Here is a 24,590-nt window from a genome sequence, read left to right on the forward strand (position 1 = left end):
TTACTGATTGTCTATATCAAGTCAATCGATCTGCGTCAATTGACATAACCATGATCGTCGTGGGTGAGCAGCGGCGTCGGGCCGGCGTGAGAGCCGCGAGCCGTCACCAGGGCACCGCACCGGCGTCCTCGAAGAATCCGCCGGTGCCGCGCGGTGACGCACCCCGCGATCACCGCCGGGGCGAGCAGGTAGATCCCCGCAGGGACGAGGAGCGTTGCGACCGCCGCGGTGGCGAGGATCGCGAGCCACCAGGACCGACTGCGAGCGGGAAGGATCCGGACGCCGGCGGCGAGCCCGACGAGATAGACCGGCACCTGGGATCCGGCGCAGATGGAGACGAGCTGTCCGGTGCTGATCGGCGTGCAGGCAACCGCGGCGAGGCTGGCGACCATGACGAGGGCGGGGACGGTGAGGGCTCTCGCTCGAGCGGCCCGCCGGGCTGTATTGCCGGTCATGCGATGCCGCGGCCCAGGGCCGACCTCGGCGAGGCTGCCGACCCAGGCGACGGTGTTGCCGGTGGCGATGATGACGGCGATGGCTGCCGCGCCGATGGCTCCGGAGGGGCCGACGGCGGTACGCAGCATCGCCGCGAGCGGCGCCCCGCTGCCGCCTGCGGTGGGGCCGAGCACGAGGATCTCCGGGATCGCGACGGCTGCGTACAGCAGGGCGACGATCAGCAGGGTGGCACTGGTCACCCGGGGGAGGTTTCCGCTCGGGTCACGGAGCACGCCGGTGAAGTTGGTGACCGCTTCCCAGCCCGTGAGCACCCAGGTAAGCACGAGCGCGGAGGCGGCGACCGCAAGATATCCGTGCGGTGCGAACGGGGTGAGCCGCTCGGTCTCCGCACGGGGGAGCGTCAGGGCCGCCGTGGCGAGGATCAGGGCGGCCAGAAGCACCGACAGCACCAGGGTCAGCGCTCCGCTGCCTGCGCGGTACCGGATGCTCGCCACGATGGCGACGGCGCAGATGCACGCGGCCACGAAGACAGCGGTGGCTTCGCCACCGCCGACGGCCTCGGCGACGTACTCTCCGTCGATCAGGCCCAGGGCCGGGATCCCGATCGGTACGCCGTACCGGAACCAGTCGCGCACGAGGCGGCCGGCGAACGTGCCGAAGGCTGCTGCCGCGTAACCGGCGACGCCGGGGGCGGCAGGTACGGCCCGGTTCAGTGCGACGAAGGTGAACGCTACGGGTGCGGACACCGCGAGCAGCGCCCCGAGGGTGACGAGAGAGGCGGGGCCGGCACGGGCGGCGGCCAGCGCGGGCAGGGTGAGGATTCCCGGCCCCACGATCGCGGCCACGAACAGCGCCGTGCCGCGCACCACACCGATCTGTCCATCGACCCCGCTTCCGGCGCTCGTCCTGCTGCCTGTTGCCACGGTTGGTCTCATCTGCACAGCCTGCCGAGCGGGCCATGACGAAAACAGTGTCCAGATAGCCATCGAACATCAGGATCGAGACAGTATGGTGTCGTGGGTGGACCCGCATCGCGTGGCCGTCCCCGTGCTGGACGGCATGCCGTTGTTCGAGATCGGCGTGGTCGGAGAGGTGTTCGGGATGCCCCGACCCGACCTTCTCCGCCGGCCGTACGCCGTGCAGGTGTGCACCGTCGGGCGGGAACCCGTACGCACCCAGGGCGCGCGGATCACCATCACCGCCGACGCCGGGCTCGACCAGGTCCGACGAGCGGACACCGTCGTGGTGCCGGCGCTTCCGTCGTACGACGCGAAGGTGCCGGCGGAACTCGTCGACGCGCTGCGGGAGGCCTCCCGGCACGGTGCGAGGGTCGCGGCCATCTGCACGGGCGCCTTCGCGCTGGCCACTGCCGGACTACTCGACGGCCGCCGGGCGACGACGCACTGGATGCATGCCGCAGCCCTGGCGGACCGTTTCCCCGCGGTCGAGGTCGACCCCGGCGTGCTCTACGTCGTGGACGGCTCCGTGTCGACCTCGGCAGGCACCGCTGCAGGTCTCGATCTCTGCCTGGAACTGGTCCGCCATGACCACGGGACCGCGGTGGCGGCGGAGGTCGCCCGCCGGCTCGTCGTACCTCCACATCGGCAGGGCGGCCAGGCGCAGTACGTCTCCACGCCACTGCCCGACACGTCGAGCTCGGCTCTTGCGCCCCTGCTGGACTGGGCGAGGTCCCGGCTCGACCAGGCGCTCACTCTCCGGCTGCTCGCCCGGGAGGCGGACGTCACGACGCGCACCCTGACCCGCCGGTTCACCGCGGAGCTGGGGATGCCCCCGCTGCAGTGGCTCACCTCCGAGCGGGTGCGGCGGGCTCAGCAGCTCCTCGAGGACACCGACCTCTCGGTCGAGGAGATCGCTCGGCGGTGCGGGTTGGGCACGGGAGCGAACCTGCGCGTCCACTTCGTCCGCCAGGCGGGCGTCACGCCCAGTGCCTACCGGGCCGCCTTCTTCGCCGCGCCCGACGTGGGACCCCACCGGAGCAACCACCTGCAGGTGAGTCAACCACCTCTCGGCTGACCGCAGGCGGTCGAGCCGCAGCCGGTGAGGATCACCCGAAGGCCATGACCGGCCAGGTGGGTTCGCGAAAACGAGAAAGGCCCCGATCGGCGTGAAACAACCAGGTCAGGGCCTTGCTCGTTGGTGCGCCGCCAGGGACTCGAACCCCGAACCCGCGGATTAAGAGTCCGCTGCTCTGCCAGTTGAGCTAGCGGCGCTCGCTGACAACGTCGAGCACGCTAACACGCTCCTGATCCGGCCCTCAGACCCGACCCGACGCCCGGACGCGGCGCGCTCAGTGTGCGGGGTTCGGCGTGTGCGGCAGTTTGCCGAGTTGGCGCCAGTCCGTCTCCGCGACATCGACGCCGTAGTGCTTCGCAGCGGCGAGGATGTTCTGGAACGCCAGGTCGCGCTCCTTGTCGGTGACTCCCTGCACCTGATCGAAGCGAGCGATGGCATTGCGGACGTGGCTCGCGTCGGTCATCGGCTCCTTGCGCTTGTCGGGGAACGCGAAAACGCTCTCCGGCAACTCCCGCTTGTCCTTCTCCGACAGGCCGCCGTGCTTCTCGTAAGGCTTCCAGGTTGTCTTCATCACCCACCATTACCCACTTGTTGTCCGGTAGCACATGCTGCCCCGACGAGGCGTGGGCGGTGACGCGGACGAACCGGGGCCAGGCCGTGATCGGCCCGGCCCCGGTGTGATCGGTCGGTCAGCTCCGCAGGCTCCACTGCTGGTTCGGGCCACCGTTGCACGACCAGAGGATGATCTTCGTGCCGTTGGCGCTGGCGGCGCCGTTGGCATCCAGGCAGAGCCCGGACTGGCCATTCGTGATGGTGCCGTTGGCGTTGACGTTCCACTGCTGGTTGAGCCCGCCGTGGCAGTCCCAGATGATGACCTGGGTGCCGTTGGCCGTACCGGCCCCGGAGGCGTCCAGGCACTTGTTGCCGTACACCATCAGTTGCTTGCTGGCGGTGGAGGTCCACCGCTGGTTCGTGCCCCCGCCGCAGTCCCACAGCTGCACCTGGGTGCCGTTGGTGGTGGAGGAGTTAGGGACCTCGACGCAGCGGCCGGACTGGCCGCCCACGAGCTGCCCGCCCTGCTGACTGCCGCCGCCGCTCTGCTGCCGGACGATCGAGGTCGACTCGGCCGACCGGTTGCCCTGTGCGTCGACGACGTAGAGCCGGTACTCGCCCTGGCTCGTCGGCACGGCGATGGACGTGGCGGTGCCGGAAGCCCTGGTCATCGTCGGCCCGGCGGTGAAGGTGGTCGTGCCGTACGGAGCCAGCCAGACCGACTTGGTGGCGTCGCCGGTGCTCCGGATCGGGATCGACGCCGTGGCGCTGGTGACGAACGTGCTGGCTGGCAGCACGTAGTTCGGTGCGGAGAAACTGCTCGCCGGGATGATGTCCCGGTAGGCGTCCTCCAGGCCGGAGTTGGCCGCGATGTTGTACGCCGCCGCCGGCCAGACGTAGTCGGAGGAGACGATGATGTCGCCGATCGTGCTGTTCGGCAGGTTCTTGTTCGAGACCTTGTTGATCGGGCCGTAGATCTGCGTGATGGTCAGGTCGTGCTTGCGCCCGAAGTCGTCCGAGTTGATCATCCAGGTGACGTTCTTGTCGATGCTCAGAACGTTGTCCCGGAAGGTGATGTACGCCGACCCCTCATCCGGGTGCAGTCCGTACTTGTGGCCCGAGGGCACGCCCTGGAGGTAGTTGTTGGTGATCGTGGTCCCGGGCTGGCTGCCCAGCGTGTAGATCGGCGCCGTGTCGCTGAGGCGCTGGACGGTGTCGATGATGTGGTTGTAGCTGATGGTGTTGTTCCGCGCCGTCGTGGTCGGCCGGTTGGGCACGATCGAGCCCGATGACCCGTCGAAGTTCCACCAACCCCAGCCCATCGTGATGCCGGACCAGGGAGCCTTCTCGATCCGGTTGCGCGAGATCGTGAGGGTGTCGACGAAGTACGCCGAGATGGGGCTGTGCCCGTTGAACAGGACGGCGCTGTCGTAGATGTAGTTGTTCTTGATGTCGATGTTCTTCGGCAGCCCCTCGACCTGCGGGGAGTACTTCTCCCGGTTGGTCGACGTGCCGTCTCCGATGTAGACGTGCTGGGGATGGCCGACGTTGACGGCCGACCCCGCGATGTCGTTGGTGTAGTTCCCGATCAACTGCGTGCCCTGCACGTCGTTGACCATGCTGATGCCGTCGGCGCCGGTGTGTTGGATCCGGTTGCGTTGCAGCAGGATCCCGTCGGCGTTCTGCACCTGGACTATGCCGGGAGTGACGTCGACGTTGCGGTAGTAGTAGACGTGGAAGTTGCCCTTGGCGTACACCTGGGCGCCGAGGTTGCCCTGCTGCGCCTGCTTGAAGGACGAGCCGGCGACGTTGAACAGGTTCCAGTCGGAGTGCTGCACCGTCAGGCCGGAGAACGTGATGTTGCGCGCGTGGCTGCTCGTCGAGGTGCCGGAGACCCGCAGCAGGGTGGTGACGTTGTTCGGCGCGTAGACCGCGGCGGTCGACATGTTCTCGGCGCTGGCCTTGTAGTAGTAGACCGTCTTGGCGCCCTTGTCGAAGTAGAACTCACCGGGCGTGTCCAGGAACTCGTACGCGTTCATGACCTTGTGGCTGCCACCCACCTGGGCGTTGCCGTTGAACGCGCCCTGCGCGATGGCCGCGCCCGGTTGCTGGAACAGGGCCACCCGGCTCGCGCCGTCGGAACTCGTGGTCACCTGGCGGACTCCCACGATGGCAGTGGTCCAGGTCGTCCCCGTCTCGATCTCCAGGTCGTCCTGGTTACGGGCGATGGCCGGGAAGTCGTTCAGGTTGTACTTGGCGCCGTCGCACTGCGAGCCCGACTCCCAGGCCCAGGCGGCCTGGCCGGCAGTGATGTTGTAGGTGCCGTAGCACCCGCCCGAGCTGATCGTCTTCGACGCCATGTACGCCCGCTTGTCGTTGACGTAGAGCGTCCGCAGCTTGGTGGAGCGGTCCAGCGGCGCCTTCCAGATGTTGCCGCTGTGCTGGGTCCAGCCGGTCACCTGGACGCCACCGTCCAGGACCGGGGTCTCGCCGGGATAGGCGGCGTAACTGATCCGGTAGCCGTTGGTGCCGGAGTCGCTGGCGCCGAACTCGACGGTGCTGGTGACCGGATATCTGCCGCCGCGCAGGTACACGTTGATGTCGCCGGTCATGTTCGCGTTAACAGTGCGAACGGCGTCTCGTGCGCGTTGCACCGTCTTGAACGGCGACTGAAGGGTCCCCGCGTTGCTGTCGTTCCCGTCCGGGGCGACGTAGTAGGTCTCCTGGACGGCGGCCGAGGCCGGCGCTTGACTGATCACCACGGCCGGCAGCGTGGCGGCCACGAGCGCCGCCGCCGCGAGCAGTGCCGTGCGGGTGGTGGTGGTTACGGCTGATCTCACGTGCTGTCCTTTCTCACCTGTCGTCGATGTGGTGCCTGATACGTGCATCGAGCGACAAGCAGGGAACAGCGACGCCACCAAGGATCGGCGGGGGGCGGGTGGCGCAGCCCGACCGCACTCTTTGCCAATCGCTACGAAGTCTCTCGCGGAGCGTATGTCAGACGTGTGACGAATGCAATACAAGATTGGGTCTCATCTATGTCTAAATGCCTATGAAAGTAGCAAAAGACGCGGGCAAGGCGAGGTGCGGTCGGGCATCATCCGATGAATCGGGCCGGGGTGCACCAGCACCCCGGCCCGAGCCGATCGGTGGCTGCTCAGCAGCGCGCCGCTCGGCGTGTCGTGTCGCCCAGCCGCCAACGATCACGAAGCACCGGGCGCATTCGTCACCGCAGCGAGAAGTCCACCACCCGCAGTGGAGAGTCGAACACCAGGTAGACGTCGTGGGTGCCGGCGGTCCGGGCGACCTCGGCGCTGACGCTCACGTACCGGTAGTCGTCGCCGGTGCTGGGCACGGTGGCCGTACCGAGCAGCCGGCCGGTGGGCGAGCCCAGCCGGACCTGGATCGTACCGGCGCCCGCCGCCGCCCTGGCGACCCTCGCCGTGAACGTGTGGGCGCCGGGGCGCAGGGCGGACTTGTCGAAGGAAATCCATTGGCCGGCGGCGGTGGCGCCGACGGCCGTACCCTGTGCCTTCGTCTCGTCGACGAGCCGGACCCCCGCGTACCTGTCGAAGTTCTCGGCCCGGGTGGTCCGGGAGAGGTCCCGGGCCGGGATCGTCTCGCCGCGCACCGCGACCGCCGTCCGGGCCCGGATGTCCTGCGCGTTCGCGCCGACCAGCAGGTCGTACGTTGACGACTCGACCACCCACCGGCTGCGGGTGACGTCCCAGTTCGCCAGGTCGGCGACGGGCAACCGGAGCGTCACGGCCCGGGTCTGCCCGGGCGCGAGCTGCACCCGCGCGAACGCCTTGAGCGCCCGGATCGGGGTCTTCACCCGGGAGGTGCGCTGGTGGGTGTAGAGCTGGACGACCTCGGACCCGGCTCGGCTGCCGGTGTTTGTCACGTCGACGCTTACCGTGATGGTGCCGTCGGCCGCGACCGAGCGGGCGTCGGTGCGGGGCTGGCCGTACCGGAACCGGGTGTACGACAGCCCGTGGCCGAACGGATAGAGCGGCTTCGCGGTGCTGTAGAGGTAGGTCTGCTCGGACGAGATGATGTCGTACTCCAGCAGGTCCGGCGGTAGTTGCCGGTCCGAGCGGTACCAGGTCTGGGTGAGCTTGCCGGACGGGTTGCGGTCGCCGAACAGGACGTCGGCGACGGCGTGCCCGGTCTCGGCGCCCGCGTGGGTGGTCCAGACGATGGCCGGTACGTGCTCCTGCTCCCATCCGATGGTGACCGGGTAGCTGGTCTGCAGCACCAGCACGGTGTGCGGGTTGGCCCTGGTCACGGCCTTGACCAGCGCTTCCTGGCCGGCGCTCAACGCCGTCGAGGTCCGGTCGTGCGCCTCGCGCCCGTTGATGAACGGGTTGCTGCCGACGACCAGGACGGCGGTGTCGGCCGCCTTGGCCGCCGCGACGGCCCGGTCGACTCCGCTGCTGATCACCTCGCGGTCGAAGTGGGTCGCGTCCGCCGCGGTGGACGCGCCGAGCGTGAGGGCGCCGTCGTCGCCGACGGTGACGTACGTGTTGGCGCCGAACCAGCTCTCCTGGGTCTCGTAGCCGGTGTAGCGCAGCGCGACAGTACCGTCGGCCTGCGGCTCCAGCGTGAACTGCTGCTGGACGTACCAGCCGTTCGGCTGCTCGTCGCGGGTGATGAAGGGCCCCCAGTTGTAGCCGAGGTAGCGGCCATTCGCGGCGTTGCGCAGCGTCAGCACACCCTGTCCCCAGTCCACCGCGTCGAACTGGGCGGCGAGCGAGGCGGTGGCACCGGTCGCGGCGACCGGGTCGGCGTCGGTGGTGCCGGTGGCCGTGACGTACCGGCCGGTCGCCGGGTCCTTCAGGGCGATCCGGTCCGCACCGTCGAGCCCGCTGACGCTGGCGGAGCCGCCCAGCCGCTCGCGGATGCCGTCGAGCGCGGTCACCTCGTACGGCAGGTCGGCGCCGTACCAGTCGGAGTAGAGGGTGTCGGCCAGCGGGCCGAGCACGGCCACCGTGCGGGTCCGGGACGCGTCGAGCGGAAGGGCCTGTCGGGAGTTCTTCAGCAGCACCATCGCCTCGCCGGCGGCCTGACGCGCCAGCCGCTGGTGCTCGGGGCTGTTGATGACGTCCGGGGTGATGTCGCCGTAGCGGCCGCCTCCCGGGTCGAACTCACCGAGGCGGAACCGGACGTTCAGGGTCTCGGAGATCCGGGCGTCGATGTCCGCCTCGGTGAGCAGGCCGGAGGCGAGGGCCTGCTTGATGGCGGTGACGGTCGGCTGGGCGTTGGTGTCGTCGGTGATGAAGCTGTTGACGCCGGCCTTGACGATCGCGGCGTTCGCCTCGGGCTGGGTGGCGTAGTAGCCCTGCGAGGCGACGAGGTTGTTTGGCGCCCAGGCATCGGTGACATTCATCAGCGGCTGGTCGGTCCAGCCGCGCACCACAGTGGCCAGATCCGGGTCAACCGTGGCGGGACGGCCGTTGACCAGGTTGTACGAGGCCATCACCCCGGTCGCCGCGTCGGCGGCGATGGCCGGCCGAAAGGCCGCGCGGTCGTACTCGTTGAGCACCCGTGGGGGCACGTTCGACGAGGTGACGTCGCGCCGGACCTCGTTGTTGTAGGCCAGGTAGTGCTTGAGGGTCGGTGCGCTCTTGAGGTGGTCCGGGTCCCCGCCGGTCATCCCCGAGCCGTACGCGGTGGAGATCTTCGCGGTGAGCAGCGGGTCCTCGGAGTAGCCCTCCTCGTTGCGGCCCCACCGTGGGTCGCGGAGCAGGTTGACCACCGGCGCCCAGAGGTTCAGACCCCAGACCCGGGGGTTCTGCGCGTGGTAGCCGCGCGCCTCGTCGCCCACGGCGGAGCCGACCCGCTGGATCAGGTCGGTGTCCCAGGTGCTCGCCATGCCCACCGGCTGCGGGAAGGACGTGCCGCGAGCCTTCACGACCGCGCCGTTGTTGTCGATGTCGGTCGACCAGGCGACCCCGTGCAGCGCCTCGGTACCGGTCTTGAACAGGCCGATACCCAGCCGGGGAACGGCCGGCTGGTACTGGTGCAGCCACGAGATCTTCTCGTCCAGGGTGAGCCGGCCGAGCAGGTCGTCGACCCGGGCCTGCACGGGCAGGTGTGGATCTCGGAACGGGTAGGTGGGTTCGGCGTGCGCCGTGCCGGGAACGGCCGGCAGGACGAGCAGTGCGAGCGCGAGCGCGGTGATTCCGCGCCGAAGGCGCCTGTTCCGCATGCGGTTCTCCTCATGTCGTACGACAGGCGCCAGGGGCGCCGAGACCGGCGTGGCCAGGCTCGACACCCGGCTGACGGGCCTGAACGACGAATCGTCGAAGCGTTTCGACGATCCGGCCGCGTTGACCACGGCCATGATCTGGTGATTCCAGAACTATAGATGCGGACCAATGGAGCGCACCAGTGGTCAGCCGACGGATCCGGGGGGGGGGCCGACTACGACCCGCCGCCCACCGGTGGCATCGGCCGCACGGACGCCTCGGTGGCCAGCCGCGCGGCCAACCGCTCATCGAGGTACGCCGTCACACGCGCGTCCTCAACCGTCGTCAGCGTCGTCCGGCACAGGTACCGGGGCTGCTGGTCCGCGCAGTCCAGACGGTACGCCTCCCGCACCCGAACGGCGTGCCTGATCGCCGTCCACGGCAACCGCAACGCCGCATGGGCGGTGTGCCACTCGATGGCCTCCGCGGTGAACACGTACCGCACCGGCGCGCGCAACTCGGCGTGGCGTCGCAGGTACGCCGAGCCGTTGATCAGCCCCGCGATGAACCACACCACCCCGAACGGGAGGCCGAACAGCCCGGCGAGGAGCCAGCCACCATCGGCCGTGAACGTGCCGAGACTCGTGATCGACAACAGCAGGCCCGAGATGACGAACAGGACACTCATCCGCCGCATATCTCGTCGCAGCAACCGCGTGAACCGGACGTCGGGGGTGACCAGCAGGTCGAACCCGTCCCTGACGCCTACGTCGTCGAGCTTCTCGTCGCCCACCCCGTACCCCCGCTGTCGTCGATACCAACCGCGAAGAACCTAGGCCGTGCGTCTGGCCGATACCAGCCGGGAAGCAGGCCGGAGTCGATCGGTGGCTGCTCAGCAGCGCGCCACCCGGCGTGTCGGGTCGCTCAGCCGCCATCGATCACCGCTCACCGCAGGTAGCCGGTGCTCGGCGTGGTGGCCCTCGATGCGTCAGCCCCGCTCGCTCCCGGCCTCACCGCACCGCCAGCGTGACCCGCCCGGTCGCGGCCCCCGACGGATCGACAAGCAGCGTGTACTCCCCGGCCGCCGGCAGTGTGGTCGCCGTGATCCCGCCGGCCCCGTTGACCACGCAGCCGCTTGTGAGCGTGCTGCCGTCCGGGGCGCGCAACACCAGCACGCCGCACTGGTCGGGCAGCGTGGCGGCGGTCGCGGTCACCGTCACTGAGGTGCCGGCGGTCGCGGTGAACCGGTAGCCGGTGACCGCGCCCGGCCGGTCCACGTCCGCGACGACAGGCGGTCCGCCGAGGGCGATCGTCGCGTCCCGGTCCCGGCCGACGACCAGGCGCAGCGTGACGCTGCCGGTGCCGCGTTCGACCGGGTCGACAACCACGGTGTACGTCCCGTCGACGGGCAGGAGCGTGCCGTCGATCTCGCCGACGCCGTTGACCACACAACCGCTGCGCAGCAGCTTCCCCTCGGCGTCGAGCAGTTCCAGCGGGGAGCACTGGTCGGTGAGCGTGCTCCCGGGCACCTCGACGTAGATCCGCTCCCCCTGGTGGCCGGTGAACCGGTAGCGCGCCCGTGCGCCGGGGTGCTCGATCGACGCGGTGACGGTGGGGCCGTTCGGTTGCAGCGTGCCGCCACTGTCCCGGGCCGCGTAGACCCGGACGGCGGCACGGCCGGTGTCGCCGGGGGCGGCGGTGACCCGTAGCGCGTACGTGCCGGTGACGGCGAGGTCCACGCGGTCGACGTAGCCGACGCCATTGATGGCGCAGCCGCTGGCGATCTCCTGCCCACCCGGGTCGACGAGCAGGTACGGCGAGCAGCGGTCGCCGATGCCGGGCGCGGTGACGTCGACGAAGACGGCGTCCCCGGCGCGACCGGTGAACGTCAGCGGCGCACCACCCGGCGTGAGGCTGGCGGTCGCGACCGGCACGGCGGTGATCACCGCGCCGGTCGACGGGGTGATCCGTTCGGTGGTCGCTCCGGCGACGGCGAACTCACCACGCCCGCTGACGGCGACATCGAAGACGCAGTCGGCGAGCGGGCCTGCGGCGGTGACGCCGGCCCACCGGCAGATCCGTTCGGCGGCGGCACGCCGGGCCGGGTCGAGGTCGGCGACGGTCACCTCCCGCTCGGGGAGGGTCCGGTCGGTGAACGTGGTGGTGTCCTCGCCGTCGCCGTACGAGAACAGCGAGCGGTCCGGGGTGATCCGCCAACTGTCCGCGTACGCCGGGTAGAGCGTGGCGAACGGCACGGGCTGGGCGAGGGCTGGGCCGCCGGCGGGCGCGATGTCGTCGGCCGGGTCGCCGTCGAAGTCGCCGAGCAGGCCGCGTACCTTGCCGGCCCGGCCGTCGGCGAGCCGTACGAGCACCCGGTAGCCGTAGCGGCCGATCTGGTCCACCGCCGCCACCGAGCCGTCCGGCCACGTCACGTCGTACCCGTCGGTCTCTCCGGTGTCGGACGGGCGGCGGCTGAGGCTCCCGCCGGCCAGGTCGGACCGTTGCGGCGGCGCGGCGACAGGTGTGCCGTCGACGTGCACCCGGGTGGTCCCGTCGGTGAGGGTGAGCGCGACGCGGTGGGCGCCGACCCGGAACGCGACAGCCGAGTTGACCGAGGCGGAGCGGGAGTCGGTCATCGGCGTCTGCCGGACCTGGACCTCCAGCGGGTCACCGCCGGCGGCGGCGACCAGGGTGAACTCGCCGACGGCCTGGAAGTCGTAGGCGACCCGGTCGAAGGTGACCAGGTGCGGGTCGCCGTTGCTGCCGCCGCAGTCGGCGCCGTTCTCACAGAGCTTCACCGGGCCCTTCGGTGGGGGCGTCTTCTTCGGCGGCTTCTTGCACTCGTCGAGGCTTCTCGGCAGCGTCTTCCCCTTGTACTTCTCGCGGGGCGGCAGGCCCTTGGCGGCCCGGTAGCGGTTCTCCGCGAGCGTCGCCTTCACCTCCGCGGTGGGGATCTCGGTGCTTCCGCAGTCGCCCGGCGGGACCGCGTCGCGGGAGATGTCGTCGGCGTGGTTCAGCTCGTGGTAGAGCGCGGCGCAGGGGTCCCGGGCCACCCCGTCGTCGTACGGATCGGTGGAGGTCGGATTCCAGGTGACGGTGGACGAGCCCTTGCCGTCAGGGCTGTCCGGCGTCTCGAACGCGCCGGAGCCGCCCGGGGTGGGGATGATCCGCACCTTCGGGCTCTTCGTGTCCTTCAAGCGGGGCAGCAGGCCGGACGGGTCCCCGCCCGGCTCGGCGAACCCTTTCAGGCAGCCGTCGACCGCGGCCTGGAAGTCGACGCCTTTGATCGGCACACCGGAGGTCGGGTCGACCGAGTAGTCGGCCCGGGCCGGGCGGGCCCCACCGCCGACCAGCGCGCCGACGGCCACCAGCAGCAGGGCCACGGTGGCGGCGGCCGGCCGGCGGCGTACCCGCAGCAGGATCACCAGCGCGGCCAGGAGCAGCACCAGCAGCAGCGCGCCGCCAGTCAGCCAGAGCCAGCGGCTGCCGGGCGCGCTGCCGTCGCCGACCGTGAAGGTGGTGGTCCGCAGGGCCGTCGCGCCCACGCAGGGATTGACGGCGCCGGTGACCGGCAGTGGCACGTAGCCGGCCGTGACCTCGTACCGGCCGGGGACGCCGACCGGCCACAGCGAGTCGAGACCGCCGCCGTCCCCGGTGGCGGCCACCGAGCGGAGCACGACGTCGCCGGGCTCGTCATCCAGCCGGATGCCGGTGAGCGCCACTGTCGCGGTCGCGCCGGGCTCGACAGTGGTCAAGCCGGCGGTGGACGCAGCGGCGATCCCGTCGTCGTGGAAGCTGCGGGCGAGCGTCGGCGTGAGGTCGTGTCCGTCCCGGCGTACCCCGGTGATCTGGACGGTGCCGACGGCGGTGGTGGGCAGCGCGCACGCCGACTGAGTGGAGTTGGTGACGGTGAGGTCCAGGCGGACCTGGTCACCGGCGCGGTAGTCCGCCTGCCCGGGGCGCAGGGCAAGGCCGAGGCCGCCGTCGTCGGGCGCCGCGGCGGCGCTCGCCGCCCCGGCCACCAGGGCCGTCACGAGTACGGCGAGTCCGGCAGCCGACCGCAGCGTCCACCTCATGGTGGGGACTGTAGGGGCGCGGTCCAGCAATTCCCGTGCTCTGTCGGGGACCTGTCGCTGCGGGGTAGGGCCTGCCCCACCAGCGACGTTCCCGCTCACCGGCTGTCACCTGGACCTGCCGCTTCCTAGGGTCGGAGAGAGCCTACGAATCGATTACGGGGGTAGTCGTGAAGTTCTCCATCAAAGACCCGCCAGTCGTGGCGGAAGGGCCGCCCGGGACCTCCTCTCGGATCGCCGACGTCGACGCGCTGCGCGCCGTGGCGCTGCTCCTCATCCTGTTCGTCAACATCGCCTTCTTCGCTTCCGGCTATCCCTTCCACCTGGTCCCCGATCCCGCCCACGACTCGTGGGGCGACCAGGCGGCCCTGTGGACTGTCGAGATGCTCCTCGCGATGAAGGCGTACCTGCTCTTCTCCTTCCTGTTCGGCTACAGCTTCACGCTCCAGCTCGACTCCGCCGCTCGGCGGGGCCTCGACTTCGCACCCCGGTTCCGGCGACGGCTGGTCGGGCTCTTCGTGCTCGGGATCCTGCACGCGGTGCTGTTGTTCCAGGGCGACATCCTGGCCACGTACGCACTGCTCGGCCTGGTCCTGCTCGCCATGCGAAGAGTCGCCGTCGGGACCGCCCTGCGCGCCGCCGTCCTGCTGACCGGCGGAATCGGTTTCGTCCTCGCGCTCGCCGCCGTCGGCGGGACCCAACTGGTCACCGATCCGGCGGAGGCGCTCGCGGCAGGTCAGCGCTCGACCGAGGCACTACAGGGCGGGATCGGGTCGGTGATCGCCGAGCACGTACGCCAACTGCCGGCGATGGTCGGCACACTCCTCGTGCAGGGGCCGCTCGCCCTCTCGGCCTTCCTCTTCGGTTACGCGGCGGGGCGTCGCCGGCTCCTCACCGACGTCGCCGGAAACCGGCGGCTCCTGCGCCGGGTGCGGCAGCTGGGCTATCCGATCGGCCTGGCCGGTGCGGTGGTCTTCGCCTCGGGTGGGGGCACCGCCAACCTGACCGGACTGACGGTGGGCGTACTCACCGCGCCGCTGCTCGCGGCCGCGTACGCCGCCACCCTCCTTGAGTTCTTCCAGACCGACCGGGGACGACGGGTGGTCGCCGTACTCGCGCCGGCCGGACGGATGTCCCTGTCGAACTACCTGGGCCAGTCACTGCTCTGCGTACTGGTCTTCACCGGCGTCGGGTTGGGTCTCGCCGGTGCCGTCGCACCTCCGGTCGTCCTGCTCATCGCGGTCGCGATCTACGGCGTGCAACTCGCCGCCAGCGCGGCGTGGATGGCCCGGTTCCGGTACGGACCGGTGGAGTGGCTGTTGCGGGCCTGGACCGAGCAGCGGTGGCCACGGCTGCGGGCCACGGCCCGGGCCTGAGTGAGGCACGAAAAAGGCCCCGGACTGGTATTGATCACCAGATCGGGGCCTTGCTCGTTGGTGCGCCGCCAGGGACTCGAACCCCGAACCCGCGGATTAAGAGTCCGCTGCTCTGCCAGTTGAGCTAGCGGCGCTCGTCGGCAACGGAGAGAACATTAGCACCCCGCCAACTCGGGCTCCAATCCGGTTACCCGACTCCCCCCTTCGGTCGAGCTTAATGGGCATACGGTCACAAAACGGCCGCCAGCTCCGGGGCAGGGGCGTGGGCCGGGGCACTGATGCGGCACGATGTCCGCCAGGTACGCGAGAACAGAGGTGGGGATGGCACGGTTCACGCGAGCCGGGGCGGTGGTGGGCGCTCTGACCCTGGCGGCGTCGCTGGCACTGACCGGGTGCGGCGACGAGCAGAAGAAGCCGGAATTCGTCGGCGGGACGTCGACAGATGCAAGTGCCGTACCCGATTCGGCTGCGCCGTCGACCCCGGGTGCGTCGAGCGCGCCCAGCGGGCCGGCGTTGACGCTGAGCCCGGCCAACGGCACGAAGAACAAGCCTGTGAGCACGGAGATCAGCGCCAAGCTCCCGGACGGTGGCAAGGTCGCCTCGGTCACCCTGACCGCGGCGGGCGGGGGCTCGGTGGAGGGCAAGCTACGCACCGACGGCTCCGCCTGGGTGCCGTCGGCTCCCCTGAAGTACGGCACCAACTACACCGCCACGGTGACCGCTACCGGGCCCGACGGCACGACCAGCCAGGGCACCAGCACCTTCACCACGATGGCCAAGCCGAAGTCGACAATCGGGTCCGGCCTGTACCTCTTCGACGACAAGAGCTACGGGGTCGCCATGCCGGTGGTCACCGAGTTCCACCCGGGCATCCCGAAGAAGGACCGGGCCGCGGTCCAGAAGCGGATGTTCGTCAGGACCGACCCGCCGCAGCCGGGCGCCTGGCACTGGGTCGACAACGGCACCCAGGCCTACTACCGCGCACCGGAGTACTGGCAGCCGGGCACCACCATCACCGTGCGGATCGCGCTGGCCGGCGTGCCGCTGAGCAACGGCAAGTACGGCGACGTCGACCGCAAGGCCACCGCCAAGATCGGCCGGTCGTTCGTGATGAAGGTCGACAACGCCACGAAGAAGATGTCGGTGTACGAGAACGGTGCGCTGTCGCGCACCATCCCGGTGAGCCTGGGCAAGAAGAGCACCCCGTCGTCGAGCGGGACGTTGGTCGTGATGGAGAAGAAGGAGACCACGGTCTTCGACACCCGCGACGATCCGGACCCGGCCAACCGCTACGTCGCGGACATCGAGTTCGCCCAGCGGCTGACGTGGGGCGGCGAGTACATCCACGCCGCGCCCTGGTCGGAGAATGTGCAGGGGCGGTCCAACGTCTCGCACGGCTGCGTGAACATGTCGACGGCGAACGCCAAGTGGCTGTTCGACAAGACGCGGATCGGTGATCCGATCACGATCAAGGGCACCGAGCGCAAGATCGTCGCCGGGAACGGCTGGACGGCATGGAGCCTGAGCTGGTCGGAGTTCGTGAAGGGCAGCGCCCTGCCGGTGCCCAGGGGTGGGTCCGGCCCGGCGCTCTGAGGGCTCGAATCCTGCGCGCCGGCCCCTGCCGATGGCACGGGCCGGCGCGTACCCTTGCACTGCCCGCGCCGTGACGACGGCGGCGGCGACCCGCAGTCCCGCGCAAAGACGAGCCTGAATCACGAAACGCCGGATAGTACCAAGATTCCGGCATCCTGATCGGCGTGTTCCGGTTCACCCTCGGCAACCGGGACCGGTTCTGGCGCGTCATTAAGAGACGATGGGTCAGGGACCACGACTGTGAGGACATCATGCGAGCTAGCCAGGACCAGCTGATCCGGCCCCGTGGGCGACGCCGCGTGCTCGCGGCGGGGCTGCTCGCCGTGGCGCTGGCCTTCACCTCCGCCTGCACCGACGGCGACGGCGGAAAGCCGTCCTCGTGGCAGGGCGGCGGCGAGAGCCCGGCGCCCAAGGCGGCGGCGACCATCAGCGAGCCGGCGGCGGACGCCAAGGACGTGCCGGCGTCCACAGGCATCACCTTCAGCACGAAGGACGCCGAGGAGACCACTGTCGACCTCAAGGACGCGGCCGGCAAGGCGGTCGAGGGCACCCTCGCCAAGGATGGCAAGACGTGGCTTCCGAACGGGGCGCTGGAGTACGCCACCAGCTACACCGCCACGGTCACCGCCACCGGCGACGACGGCCGGCCGGCCACCGCGACCAGCACCTTCACCACGATGGCCAAGCCCGACAAGCAGGTACGGGTGAGCAGCTTCCTCGGCGACAACCAGGTGGTCGGCGTGGGGATGCCGCTGATCGTGAAGTTCAGCCGTGCCGTTCCGGAGGACTACCGCGACGACGTGCAACGCCGGATGACGGTGACCTCGACGCCGGCCCAGGCGGGCATCTGGCACTGGGTCAGCCCCACCGAGATCCGGTACCGGCCGAAGGAGTTCTGGAAGGCCAACAGCAAGGTCTCCTACCGCGTTCAGGCCGGCGGCCTGCCGATGGGTGACGGCTACTACGGCCGCTCGGACCTCTCCGTGGACGTCAAGATCGGCTCCTCGCTGATCATGACGGTGGACAACAAGACCAAGCGGATGACGGTGACCCGCGACGGCAAGGTGATCAAGACCATCCCGGTCAGCCTGGGCAAGAAGAGCACCCCCTCGTCCAGCGGGACGATGGTCGTGATCGAGAAACTGCGCAAGACCGTGTTCGACACGATGGAGGAGCTGGGCCCCGAGGAGGGCTACCGCACCAAGATTGACTTCGCGCAGCGGCTCACCTGGGGTGGCGAGTTCATCCACGCGGCCCCCTGGTCCGAAGGGCAGCAGGGCAGCGTCAACGTCTCGCACGGCTGCGTGAACGTGTCGATGGCCAACGGCGACTGGCTGTTCAAGAACACCCAGATCGGCGACCCGATCACGGTCAAGGGCACCGAGCGCAAGCTCCAGAACGGCAACGGCTGGACCGACTGGAACATGAGCTGGGACGAGTACGTCAAGGGCAGCGCCGTGCCGTACGAGCCGCCGGCCGATCCGGACGCCTCGCCGACCCCGGACGGCGCCGTCACCCCGTCCGCCACGCCGACCGCCTGAGCTGATCCACTCCAGGTCGGCGAGGTTGGGGTATCCGGGCGGCCGAACACCCCCAGATCGCCGACCTGGAGTGGATCACCCAGGCGCGTGACAGCAAAACAACTCAGGCCCCCTCCGAGGAGGGGGCCTGAGATATGGGGTGACTGATGGGAATTGAACCCACGACAACCGGGACCACAACCCGGTGCTCTGCCAACTGAGCTACAGCCACCACGCCTCCGACGCCCGGTCGATCGCCCCGGGCGGGGTGCGGACCAATAATAGCCACACCACCGCTCACGGCGTCCAGCGGGTTCCCCGCCGACCGCGCCGAGCACCGACAGCAGGGCCGGCGAGCGCCGCCCCCGCACGGGGCGAGCGCCGTCAGAGCTCGGCGGCGATGGCCTTGGCGGTCTCGACGTCCGGGCCGGGCAGGGGGACGAAGATGGTGCGCCGGTAGTACTCCAGCTCCCGGATGCTCTCCCGGATGTCGGCGAGCGCCCGGTGCGCCAGGCCCTTCTGCGGCTGACCGAAGTACACCCGGGGGTACCAGCGGCGGCAGAGTTCCTTGATCGACGAGACGTCGATCATGCGGTAGTGCAGGTGCGCGTCGAGGCGGGGCATGTCCCGGGCGATGAAGCCACGGTCGGTGGCGATCGAGTTGCCGCACAGTGGCGCGGTGCGCGGGTCCTTGACGAAGGTGCCGATGTACTCCAGCACCCGGTCCTCGGCCTCGGCCAGGGTGACCGCCGAGCGGCGGACCTCCTCGGTGAGGCCGGACTTGGCGTGCATGGTCTGGACGATCTCCGGCATCGCCTCCAGCGCGGCCTCGTCGGCGTGGATCACCACGTCGACGCCATCACCCAGCACGTTGAGGTCGGGGTCGGTGACCAGTGCCGCGACCTCGATCAGCTTGTCACTGCCAAGGTCCAACCCGGTCATCTCACAGTCGATCCAGACGAGGAGATCAGCCACCGGGACAGCCTACGCGCAGCCCACGCCCCACGGCTGCGCGCTCTGGACCGGACGGACCGCTAGGGTTTCTCAAGTGCCAGCCGAACCCGTCGCACCGCCCGCCGTCACCGACGACGATCCCGGCGGCCGTACGGTCCGTCGGCTGGTCGCGATCGTGGCGCTGATCGCCGTGCTGCCGGCGCTCTACCTGCCCGGCCTGGTGCACAACTTCTTCGACCTGAAGATCTACATGTCGGCGATGGACTGGTGGACGGCGGGCCACCCGCTCTATGACTACGTCCAGCCGGACCGGGTGCAGGGCGAGCTGTACTTCACGTATCCACCGTTCAGCGCGCTGCTGCTGTGGCCGTTCGGGCTGATCCGGCTCGGCGCCACCGTGGTGATCTTCACGGTGCTCACGGTGGTGGCCGTGGTGGTGACCACCCGGTGGCTGGTGACGCCGGTGATCGCCCGGCACCACCTGCCGCGAACGTTCACCCTGACCGTGGCCGTGCTGCTGGTGCTGGCGGTGGAGAGCACCCGCGAGACGATCACGTTCGGGCAGATCAACATGCTGCTGGTCGTGCTGATCCTGGCCGACCTGCTGTTCGCCGTACCGCAGGCGCGGCGCTGGGCCGGGGTCGGCGTGGGGCTGGCGACGGCGCTCAAGCTCTTCCCGGGCATCTTCATCGTGTACCTGCTGGCCACCCGACGGTGGCGGGCCGCCGCGGTGGCGAGCGCGACGGCAGCGGCGGCGACCCTGCTGGCGGCGGCGGTCGCGCCCAGGGACTCGTGGCGGTTCTGGACGCAGGAGCTGTGGGACAACGACCGGGTGGGTCGCACCGACTACACCGGCAACCAGTCGCTCTTCGGGCTGCTCAGCCGGTTCACCGCGCCGGAGAAGCCGGACCGGCTGCTGTGGCTGCTGGTGGTCGCGGTGGTGGCCGGTTACGGCCTGTGGCGGGCGGTCCGCGCCGCGCGTGGCGGTGACGCGCTGACCGGCCTCACCCTGACCGGCCTGGTCGGCGCTCTGGTCAGCCCGATCACCTGGACCCACCACATCTACTGGTTCGTGCCGGCGGTGGTGCTGCTCGCCGATGCGGCGTTGAGCGCGAACCGGCCGGAGGAGTTCCGCCGACGGCGGTGGCTCGCCGGGCTCGCCGTGGGCACCGGCGCGTTGATCATCTACGGCGTGGTGTCGTTCCACGACTGGGGGGTGGCGCCGGTCCGCACCGACGATCCGGTGGACTTCGTGCTGCGCAACGGCTACGTGCTGCTCAGCCTGCTGCTGCTGGTGGTCCTGCCGGTCCGGGTGGCCCGCCCGATCCGGACTGAGGAAAAATCGCACCAACTGGACACAAGTCCCCAGTAGCCACCATCGGCGCTAATCTGGACTCAACTACCTCAAGCGTCGCTCGGGTAGCACCGATCCCCCGGTGAGAGTGGCCCTCCGCGTCGGCAGCGCGGAGGGCCACTCGCCGTTTCAGTCCGTCGACACCGGCCGCGCCGTAGGTTCGGCGCCGGCGGGCGGCCAGGCCAGGCTCAACGCCACCTCCGGCGGGCGGGGCAGCCGGGCCGGCGCGTCCAGGTCGGCGAGGGTGGCCGGCCGGGTCGGTTCGGCGCCGGTCGCAGCCCGCGGCCACTCGGCTGCGCCGGAGCCGACCGGGGCGAGCTGTCGCACCGCCGGCAGCGGCGGGGCCGCACCGGGATCCCGGGCGCTGAGGCCACTGAGCGACGTGACCCCGAGCCGGCCGGCGAGCACCGGCACCTGGTCCGGTTCGACCACGAAGACCACCTCGCGCGGACGCGGCGGGCGCAGCAGGAGCAGCACCGCGCACGCCACCAGCAGCACCCCCGCCGCCAGCAGGCCCCAGGCGACCGGACCGACCCAACCCGCGCTCAGCTCGGCGCGCAGATCCAGGCTCAGGTCGGCGCGACCGTCCGGGCGCATCACCACGAGGCTCATCGACTCGCCGCTCAGCTCGTCGGCGCTCCACTCGAGGGTGCCGACACCCTCGCGTACCCAGAACGGGCGACCGAGCGGGGTGGGGGCCGCACCGGCGGGCGCGGCCGCCGCCGGGACCGCCGGGTCCATGCGGACCGGCAGCGGACCTCGGGCCAACGCCACCCGGCGGACCGAGGCGTACGGCACGGACTCCAGCCACCGGCGCACCTCGGCGGTGGGCGCCAGCCCCACGAAGGCCGGACCGTCGGGCGTACGGGCGTCGAGCCGCAGGCGGGTCTGCGCGCCACGCGCGAAGGGCGCCTCCCGCCGCAGCAGCCGGTCGAGATCGGTGACCACGACCGCGTGGCCGGGTGTGCGGACCGTCTCGAACCGGGCGGCGAAGGTCCCACCGGGGTCGGCGTGCCGGGTGACGAGCCACAGCCCGCCGCCGGCGAACAGCGCCGGAATCCCGATGACCAACAGCAGCAATCCGGTGATCACCCGCACGAACCGCATTCGCAGCGTCCCCCTCCGTAGCCAGATACCCGGCCGACCTTACCGACGTACACCGGCTGATCAGGGGATATCCACGGCACGGCCGACTTCGGTCCCGGGAAGCACGCTGGCCCGCCGGATTGTCCGGCGGGCCAGCGGGTGAGCGACGAGGTCAGGACTTGGCGACCGGGCCCCGGCGGGTCCGGGCGAACGCGAGCCCGCCGAGCACCAGACCGGCCAGGCCGGCGACCAGGCCGGCGATGCCGAGGCCGATCGCGGTGCCGTCGCTCTCGTCATCGTCATCGTCCGGCGCGGCGACGGCCGTAGCGGACGGGGCTGCCGACGCCGACGGCCCCGCGGCGGTGAGGGTGAGCACCGGCGCGGGCTTCTCCGGCTCCTCGCCGCCCGGCTGCGGCTCGTCGATCCAGCGCGAGACGTTGCCGTCGGAGTACGTCTGGAGGGTCTTGAAGACCATCGACTCGACCTTCGGCAGCGGCCCCATGGAGACGCCGAACTCCTGGAACTGGCCCGGCTTGACCGCCGCGTCACCGGTCGCCGTCCAGGTGATCTTGGAGACCGCCTCGGTGAGCTGGCTGCCGTGCACGTCGATCGGCGGGTCCACCTTGCGCTTCTCCGTCGTAACCGTCCAACCGGGCACCGGGATGGTCGACACCGAGCCGATCGGCGCGTTCTCCGGCAGCACGACCTCCAGCTTGGTGGTCGACGCGGTGTCACTCTCGTTGGGCACCCGGAACGCCACCCGGGCGTAGCCGCCCTGGGTCGCCTCCTTCGGGTTCACCGTGACGTGGGCGGACGCCGGCCCGGCGAAGCCGAGCACGGCGGTGGCGACGGCGGTGAACGCCAGGGCGGCAGCGGCGGTTGCGGTACGCCGGAGACGGGTCATGGGCTTGGGGAACCTCTCTAACGGATGGGCACGGTGGCGGTCACCGTGGCCTGGTCGATGTCGGACGTGCGAACGGTGATCTTCAACTGCCAGTCGCCGGCGGCCGGCAGGCTGACGTCGCCGTAGGAGTGGTTGTCGGTCAACGGCAGCAGCGGCAGCTCGATCGGCTCGATCCCGGCCGAGGGCAGCGCGGCGGTCGCCCGCCACTCCGCCACCGGCTGCGGCTGGTTGTCCTTGGTGTACGCGTACAGGTGCACCGAGTTGTTGCCCCGCTCGGCCGGGTCCAGCTCGACCTGGAGGGTGAACAGCGAGCTGGTCAGGGTGGTGGAGAAGAGCCCGGCCTGGGTGCCGGACGGCCCGGCCACGGCGGTGCGGGCGGGCGTGGTCTGCACCAGCGTCGCCGACAGCCCCAGCACCACCACGGTGACGGCCAACTCGACCAGGACCGCCCGGCGCACCGGCGCCGGTCGCTGGGCCGCCGTGCGTCGACGGACCAACTGCCGGGAGTACGCGGCCACGGCGATCACGATCGCGAACAGCCCGATCTTGGCGAGCAGCAGCCGCCCGTACGTGGTGTTGAACAGGGCGTCCGGGGTGGCCACCTCGATCAGCGCCTGGACGGTGCCGGCCAGCAGCAGGGCCGACACGGCGAGCGCCGCCCAGCGCGACCAGATCGGCAGGATCGCGCCCAACTCCCGCTCGTCGGCCTGGCGCAGCAGGAAGACGGCGAGCATCAGCAGGCCGCCCAGCCAGACCGCCATGCTGCCCAGGTGCACCGCGTCGACCACCACGGAGACCGCCGGCGCCGGGGAGGCCGCCGGGTGCCCGGCCAGCGGCCAGGTCAACAGGGCCGCCCCGCCGAGCACGGCCAGGATGATCGCGTCGGCCCGGCCGGCCGGGCGGGCCAGCAGCGGGCGCAGCAGGAACGCCGAGGCCGCCAACAGGCCGAGCCGGACCAGGTGGGCGGCACCGAAGGCGCTGCCGAACACGCTGCCGAACCCCTCGCCGGTCACGTCGAAGAGGCCGCCACCGGCGGTGTAGGGCACCTGCAACCACAGGTCGGCGAGGGTCGCCACGGCCACCAGAGAGAGACCGGCCCAGGCCAGCCGGGTGGGACCCCGCCGGGAGAGCCGGCGCGGCCACAGCGCGGCGAGCACCAGCGCCGGCCCGACCAGCAGCACCAGACCGGCGTAGCCGAGGAAACGGGCCACCTTCACGGCGTTCTCCACCACCGGGTCGGCGCGGCTGTCGTTGCCGGAGTCGACCGGCGGCGCCGACGGCGCGCCCACCGAGTAGGTGAACGCGCCGGAGACCGGGTGGCTGTCGGCGGAGATCACCCGGAAGGTCACCAGGTAGGTGCCGCGCTGACCGGCCGGGTCCACCGGGATGGTGACCACGGCGCCCTCGAAGGACGGCTCGCCCCGGTCGGCCCGGGCGCCGTCCGGCGCGATGACCCGGATCTTGTCGGGGACCTTGCGGACCGACTCGCTGAACGTGAGCACCACCTCCGCAGGCCCGCTCGGCACCACCGACGAGGCGGCCGGGCTGCTGCTCGACAGCACCGCGTGGGCGCTGGCCGGGGTGGCTGGCGCGATCAACAGGGCGACGACGGTGACCAGGAGGCCGGCGGCGGCGGCCAGCCGGGCGATCCAGCGACGGGGTGCGACAGTCATGCCGGCCATGGTCGCCGACGGACCTGGATGTCGGCGACCCGAGGCGCAGGATCGGCTCACCTGCGGCCAGCCGCCAGCGCCGCGCAGGAGAGGTCGCGTGTCATGAGCAGGTAGTCGGCCGGCGGCGGGGAAAAGTTCCCGACGTGGTGCAGACCATCCAAGGGCCGAAGGACCCTGACGTCACACCCGGCGACGCGTAACCTGGTGTGTCGTGATCCCCGTCCCGCGTGATTCCGGTGCCGCCGGTGCGACAGGTGACGTCGCCCGGGACCCGGCGACCGAGTCGGCCCTGAGCGCGCGCGACGGTGACCCCGCAGCCCCGGCCGTGTTCGTCCGGCTGACCCAGGCCGAGGTGTGGCGCTTCGCGGCCGCCCTGGTGGGCCCGGACAGCGCCGACGACCTCACCCAGGAGACGTACCTGCGGGCGTTTCGGGCCCTGCCGGCGTTCGAGGGCCGCTCCAGTGTCCGCACCTGGCTGCTCGGCATCGCCCGGCGGGCCTGCGCCGACCACCTGCGGACGGTGATCCGGCGTCGCCGTCTCGACGAGCGGCTGGCCGCGAACGCGTACACCGACCGTCCGCATCCCGACCCCGCCGGGCAGCTCGGCGCCGCCGACCTCGTGCGCCGGCTGAGCCCCGAGCGACGTGCGGCGTTCGTGCTCACCCAACTGCTCGGCCTGTCGTACGCCGAGGCCGCCGACGTCGAGGGGGTGCCGGTGGGCACCATCCGCTCCCGGGTCGCCCGGGCCCGCGACGAGCTGGTCGAGGCCGTCGGCGACACCCTCACCGGTTGAGCCCGGAACTTCCGGCGCAGACGGGACGACA

The 24,590-nt window shown here is 70.8% G+C and carries 16 protein-coding genes and 3 tRNA genes; 6 read left to right on the forward strand and 13 right to left on the reverse strand.

Translation table 11 applies throughout. From position 1 onward, the window contains the following. Positions 1-35: 35 nt before the first annotated feature. A complete protein-coding gene (locus tag ACGGAQ_RS00450) occupies positions 36-1,391 on the reverse strand; it encodes a hypothetical protein (protein WP_393043256.1) in 1,356 nt (451 codons plus the stop codon). A gap of 85 nt (positions 1,392-1,476) precedes the next feature. On the opposite strand from ACGGAQ_RS00450, the gene ACGGAQ_RS00455 reads away from it, so the two are divergent. Continuing rightward, positions 1,477-2,490: a helix-turn-helix domain-containing protein gene (locus ACGGAQ_RS00455; RefSeq protein ID WP_393043258.1), complete on the forward strand. Its 1,014-nt coding sequence runs from the start codon at positions 1,477-1,479 to the stop codon at positions 2,488-2,490. 121 nt (positions 2,491-2,611) lie between these two features. Here the strand turns inward: ACGGAQ_RS00455 and ACGGAQ_RS00460 are convergent. From ACGGAQ_RS00460 to ACGGAQ_RS00485, 6 genes are all read right to left on the reverse strand, one after another. Next, positions 2,612-2,687, reverse strand: a tRNA-Lys gene (locus tag ACGGAQ_RS00460). Positions 2,688-2,764: 77 nt separating this feature from the next. Continuing rightward, a complete protein-coding gene (locus ACGGAQ_RS00465) occupies positions 2,765-3,061 on the reverse strand; it encodes a DUF6582 domain-containing protein (RefSeq protein WP_393043260.1) in 297 nt (98 codons plus the stop codon). Positions 3,062-3,179: 118 nt separating this feature from the next. Continuing rightward, the gene (locus ACGGAQ_RS00470) at positions 3,180-5,882 is read right to left on the reverse strand and encodes an RICIN domain-containing protein (protein ID WP_393043262.1); all 2,703 of its coding nucleotides are present in this window, start codon (positions 5,880-5,882) and stop codon (positions 3,180-3,182) included. 386 nt (positions 5,883-6,268) lie between these two features. Continuing rightward, positions 6,269-9,253, reverse strand: a complete 2,985-nt coding sequence (locus ACGGAQ_RS00475) for a glycoside hydrolase family 3 C-terminal domain-containing protein (protein WP_393043264.1) — start codon at positions 9,251-9,253, stop codon at positions 6,269-6,271. A gap of 215 nt (positions 9,254-9,468) precedes the next feature. Then, complete coding sequence (locus ACGGAQ_RS00480) at positions 9,469-10,026, reverse strand: hypothetical protein (RefSeq protein ID WP_393043266.1); 558 nt, start codon at positions 10,024-10,026, stop codon at positions 9,469-9,471. Between the two features lie 217 nt (positions 10,027-10,243). Then, complete coding sequence (locus tag ACGGAQ_RS00485) at positions 10,244-13,309, reverse strand: VWD domain-containing protein (RefSeq protein WP_393043268.1); 3,066 nt, start codon at positions 13,307-13,309, stop codon at positions 10,244-10,246. A 167-nt stretch (positions 13,310-13,476) separates the two neighbouring features. On the opposite strand from ACGGAQ_RS00485, the gene ACGGAQ_RS00490 reads away from it, so the two are divergent. Further along, a complete protein-coding gene (locus tag ACGGAQ_RS00490) occupies positions 13,477-14,682 on the forward strand; it encodes a DUF418 domain-containing protein (protein WP_393043270.1) in 1,206 nt (401 codons plus the stop codon). Positions 14,683-14,740: 58 nt separating this feature from the next. Here the strand turns inward: ACGGAQ_RS00490 and ACGGAQ_RS00495 are convergent. Further along, a tRNA-Lys gene (locus tag ACGGAQ_RS00495) sits at positions 14,741-14,816 on the reverse strand. Positions 14,817-15,003: 187 nt separating this feature from the next. Here ACGGAQ_RS00495 and ACGGAQ_RS00500 point away from each other — a divergent pair. Then, positions 15,004-16,275: an Ig-like domain-containing protein gene (locus ACGGAQ_RS00500; protein ID WP_393043272.1), complete on the forward strand. Its 1,272-nt coding sequence runs from the start codon at positions 15,004-15,006 to the stop codon at positions 16,273-16,275. Between the two features lie 251 nt (positions 16,276-16,526). After that, a complete protein-coding gene (locus tag ACGGAQ_RS00505) occupies positions 16,527-17,816 on the forward strand; it encodes an Ig-like domain-containing protein (protein ID WP_393043274.1) in 1,290 nt (429 codons plus the stop codon). A gap of 135 nt (positions 17,817-17,951) precedes the next feature. Here the strand turns inward: ACGGAQ_RS00505 and ACGGAQ_RS00510 are convergent. Further along, a tRNA-His gene (locus ACGGAQ_RS00510) sits at positions 17,952-18,027 on the reverse strand. 152 nt (positions 18,028-18,179) lie between these two features. Next, positions 18,180-18,770 carry an oligoribonuclease gene (gene orn, locus ACGGAQ_RS00515; RefSeq protein ID WP_393043276.1) on the reverse strand — a complete coding sequence of 197 codons (591 nt, stop codon included), beginning with the start codon at positions 18,768-18,770 and terminating at the stop codon, positions 18,180-18,182. Between the two features lie 73 nt (positions 18,771-18,843). On the opposite strand from orn, the gene ACGGAQ_RS00520 reads away from it, so the two are divergent. Next, entirely contained in the window at positions 18,844-20,121 is a 1,278-nt protein-coding gene (locus tag ACGGAQ_RS00520) for a glycosyltransferase 87 family protein (protein WP_393043278.1), read from the forward strand. A 111-nt stretch (positions 20,122-20,232) separates the two neighbouring features. On the opposite strand, the gene ACGGAQ_RS00525 is transcribed toward ACGGAQ_RS00520, so the two are convergent. The 3 genes from ACGGAQ_RS00525 to ACGGAQ_RS00535 form a co-directional block, all read right to left on the reverse strand. Further along, the gene (locus tag ACGGAQ_RS00525; RefSeq protein WP_393043280.1) at positions 20,233-21,210 is read right to left on the reverse strand and encodes a hypothetical protein; all 978 of its coding nucleotides are present in this window, start codon (positions 21,208-21,210) and stop codon (positions 20,233-20,235) included. A 151-nt stretch (positions 21,211-21,361) separates the two neighbouring features. Beyond that, a complete protein-coding gene (locus ACGGAQ_RS00530) occupies positions 21,362-22,093 on the reverse strand; it encodes a YcnI family protein (protein ID WP_393043282.1) in 732 nt (243 codons plus the stop codon). 17 nt (positions 22,094-22,110) lie between these two features. Continuing rightward, positions 22,111-23,775, reverse strand: coding sequence for a copper resistance CopC/CopD family protein (locus ACGGAQ_RS00535; RefSeq protein WP_393043284.1), 1,665 nt, complete (start codon positions 23,773-23,775; stop codon positions 22,111-22,113). A 202-nt stretch (positions 23,776-23,977) separates the two neighbouring features. Here ACGGAQ_RS00535 and ACGGAQ_RS00540 point away from each other — a divergent pair, with 202 nt between their 5' ends. Further along, positions 23,978-24,559, forward strand: a complete 582-nt coding sequence (locus ACGGAQ_RS00540) for a sigma-70 family RNA polymerase sigma factor (RefSeq protein WP_393043286.1) — start codon at positions 23,978-23,980, stop codon at positions 24,557-24,559. The last annotated feature ends 31 nt before the right edge of the window (positions 24,560-24,590 follow it).

It is taken from the genome of Micromonospora sp. NPDC047557 (assembly GCF_043205095.1).
Classification (GTDB): domain Bacteria; phylum Actinomycetota; class Actinomycetes; order Mycobacteriales; family Micromonosporaceae; genus Micromonospora.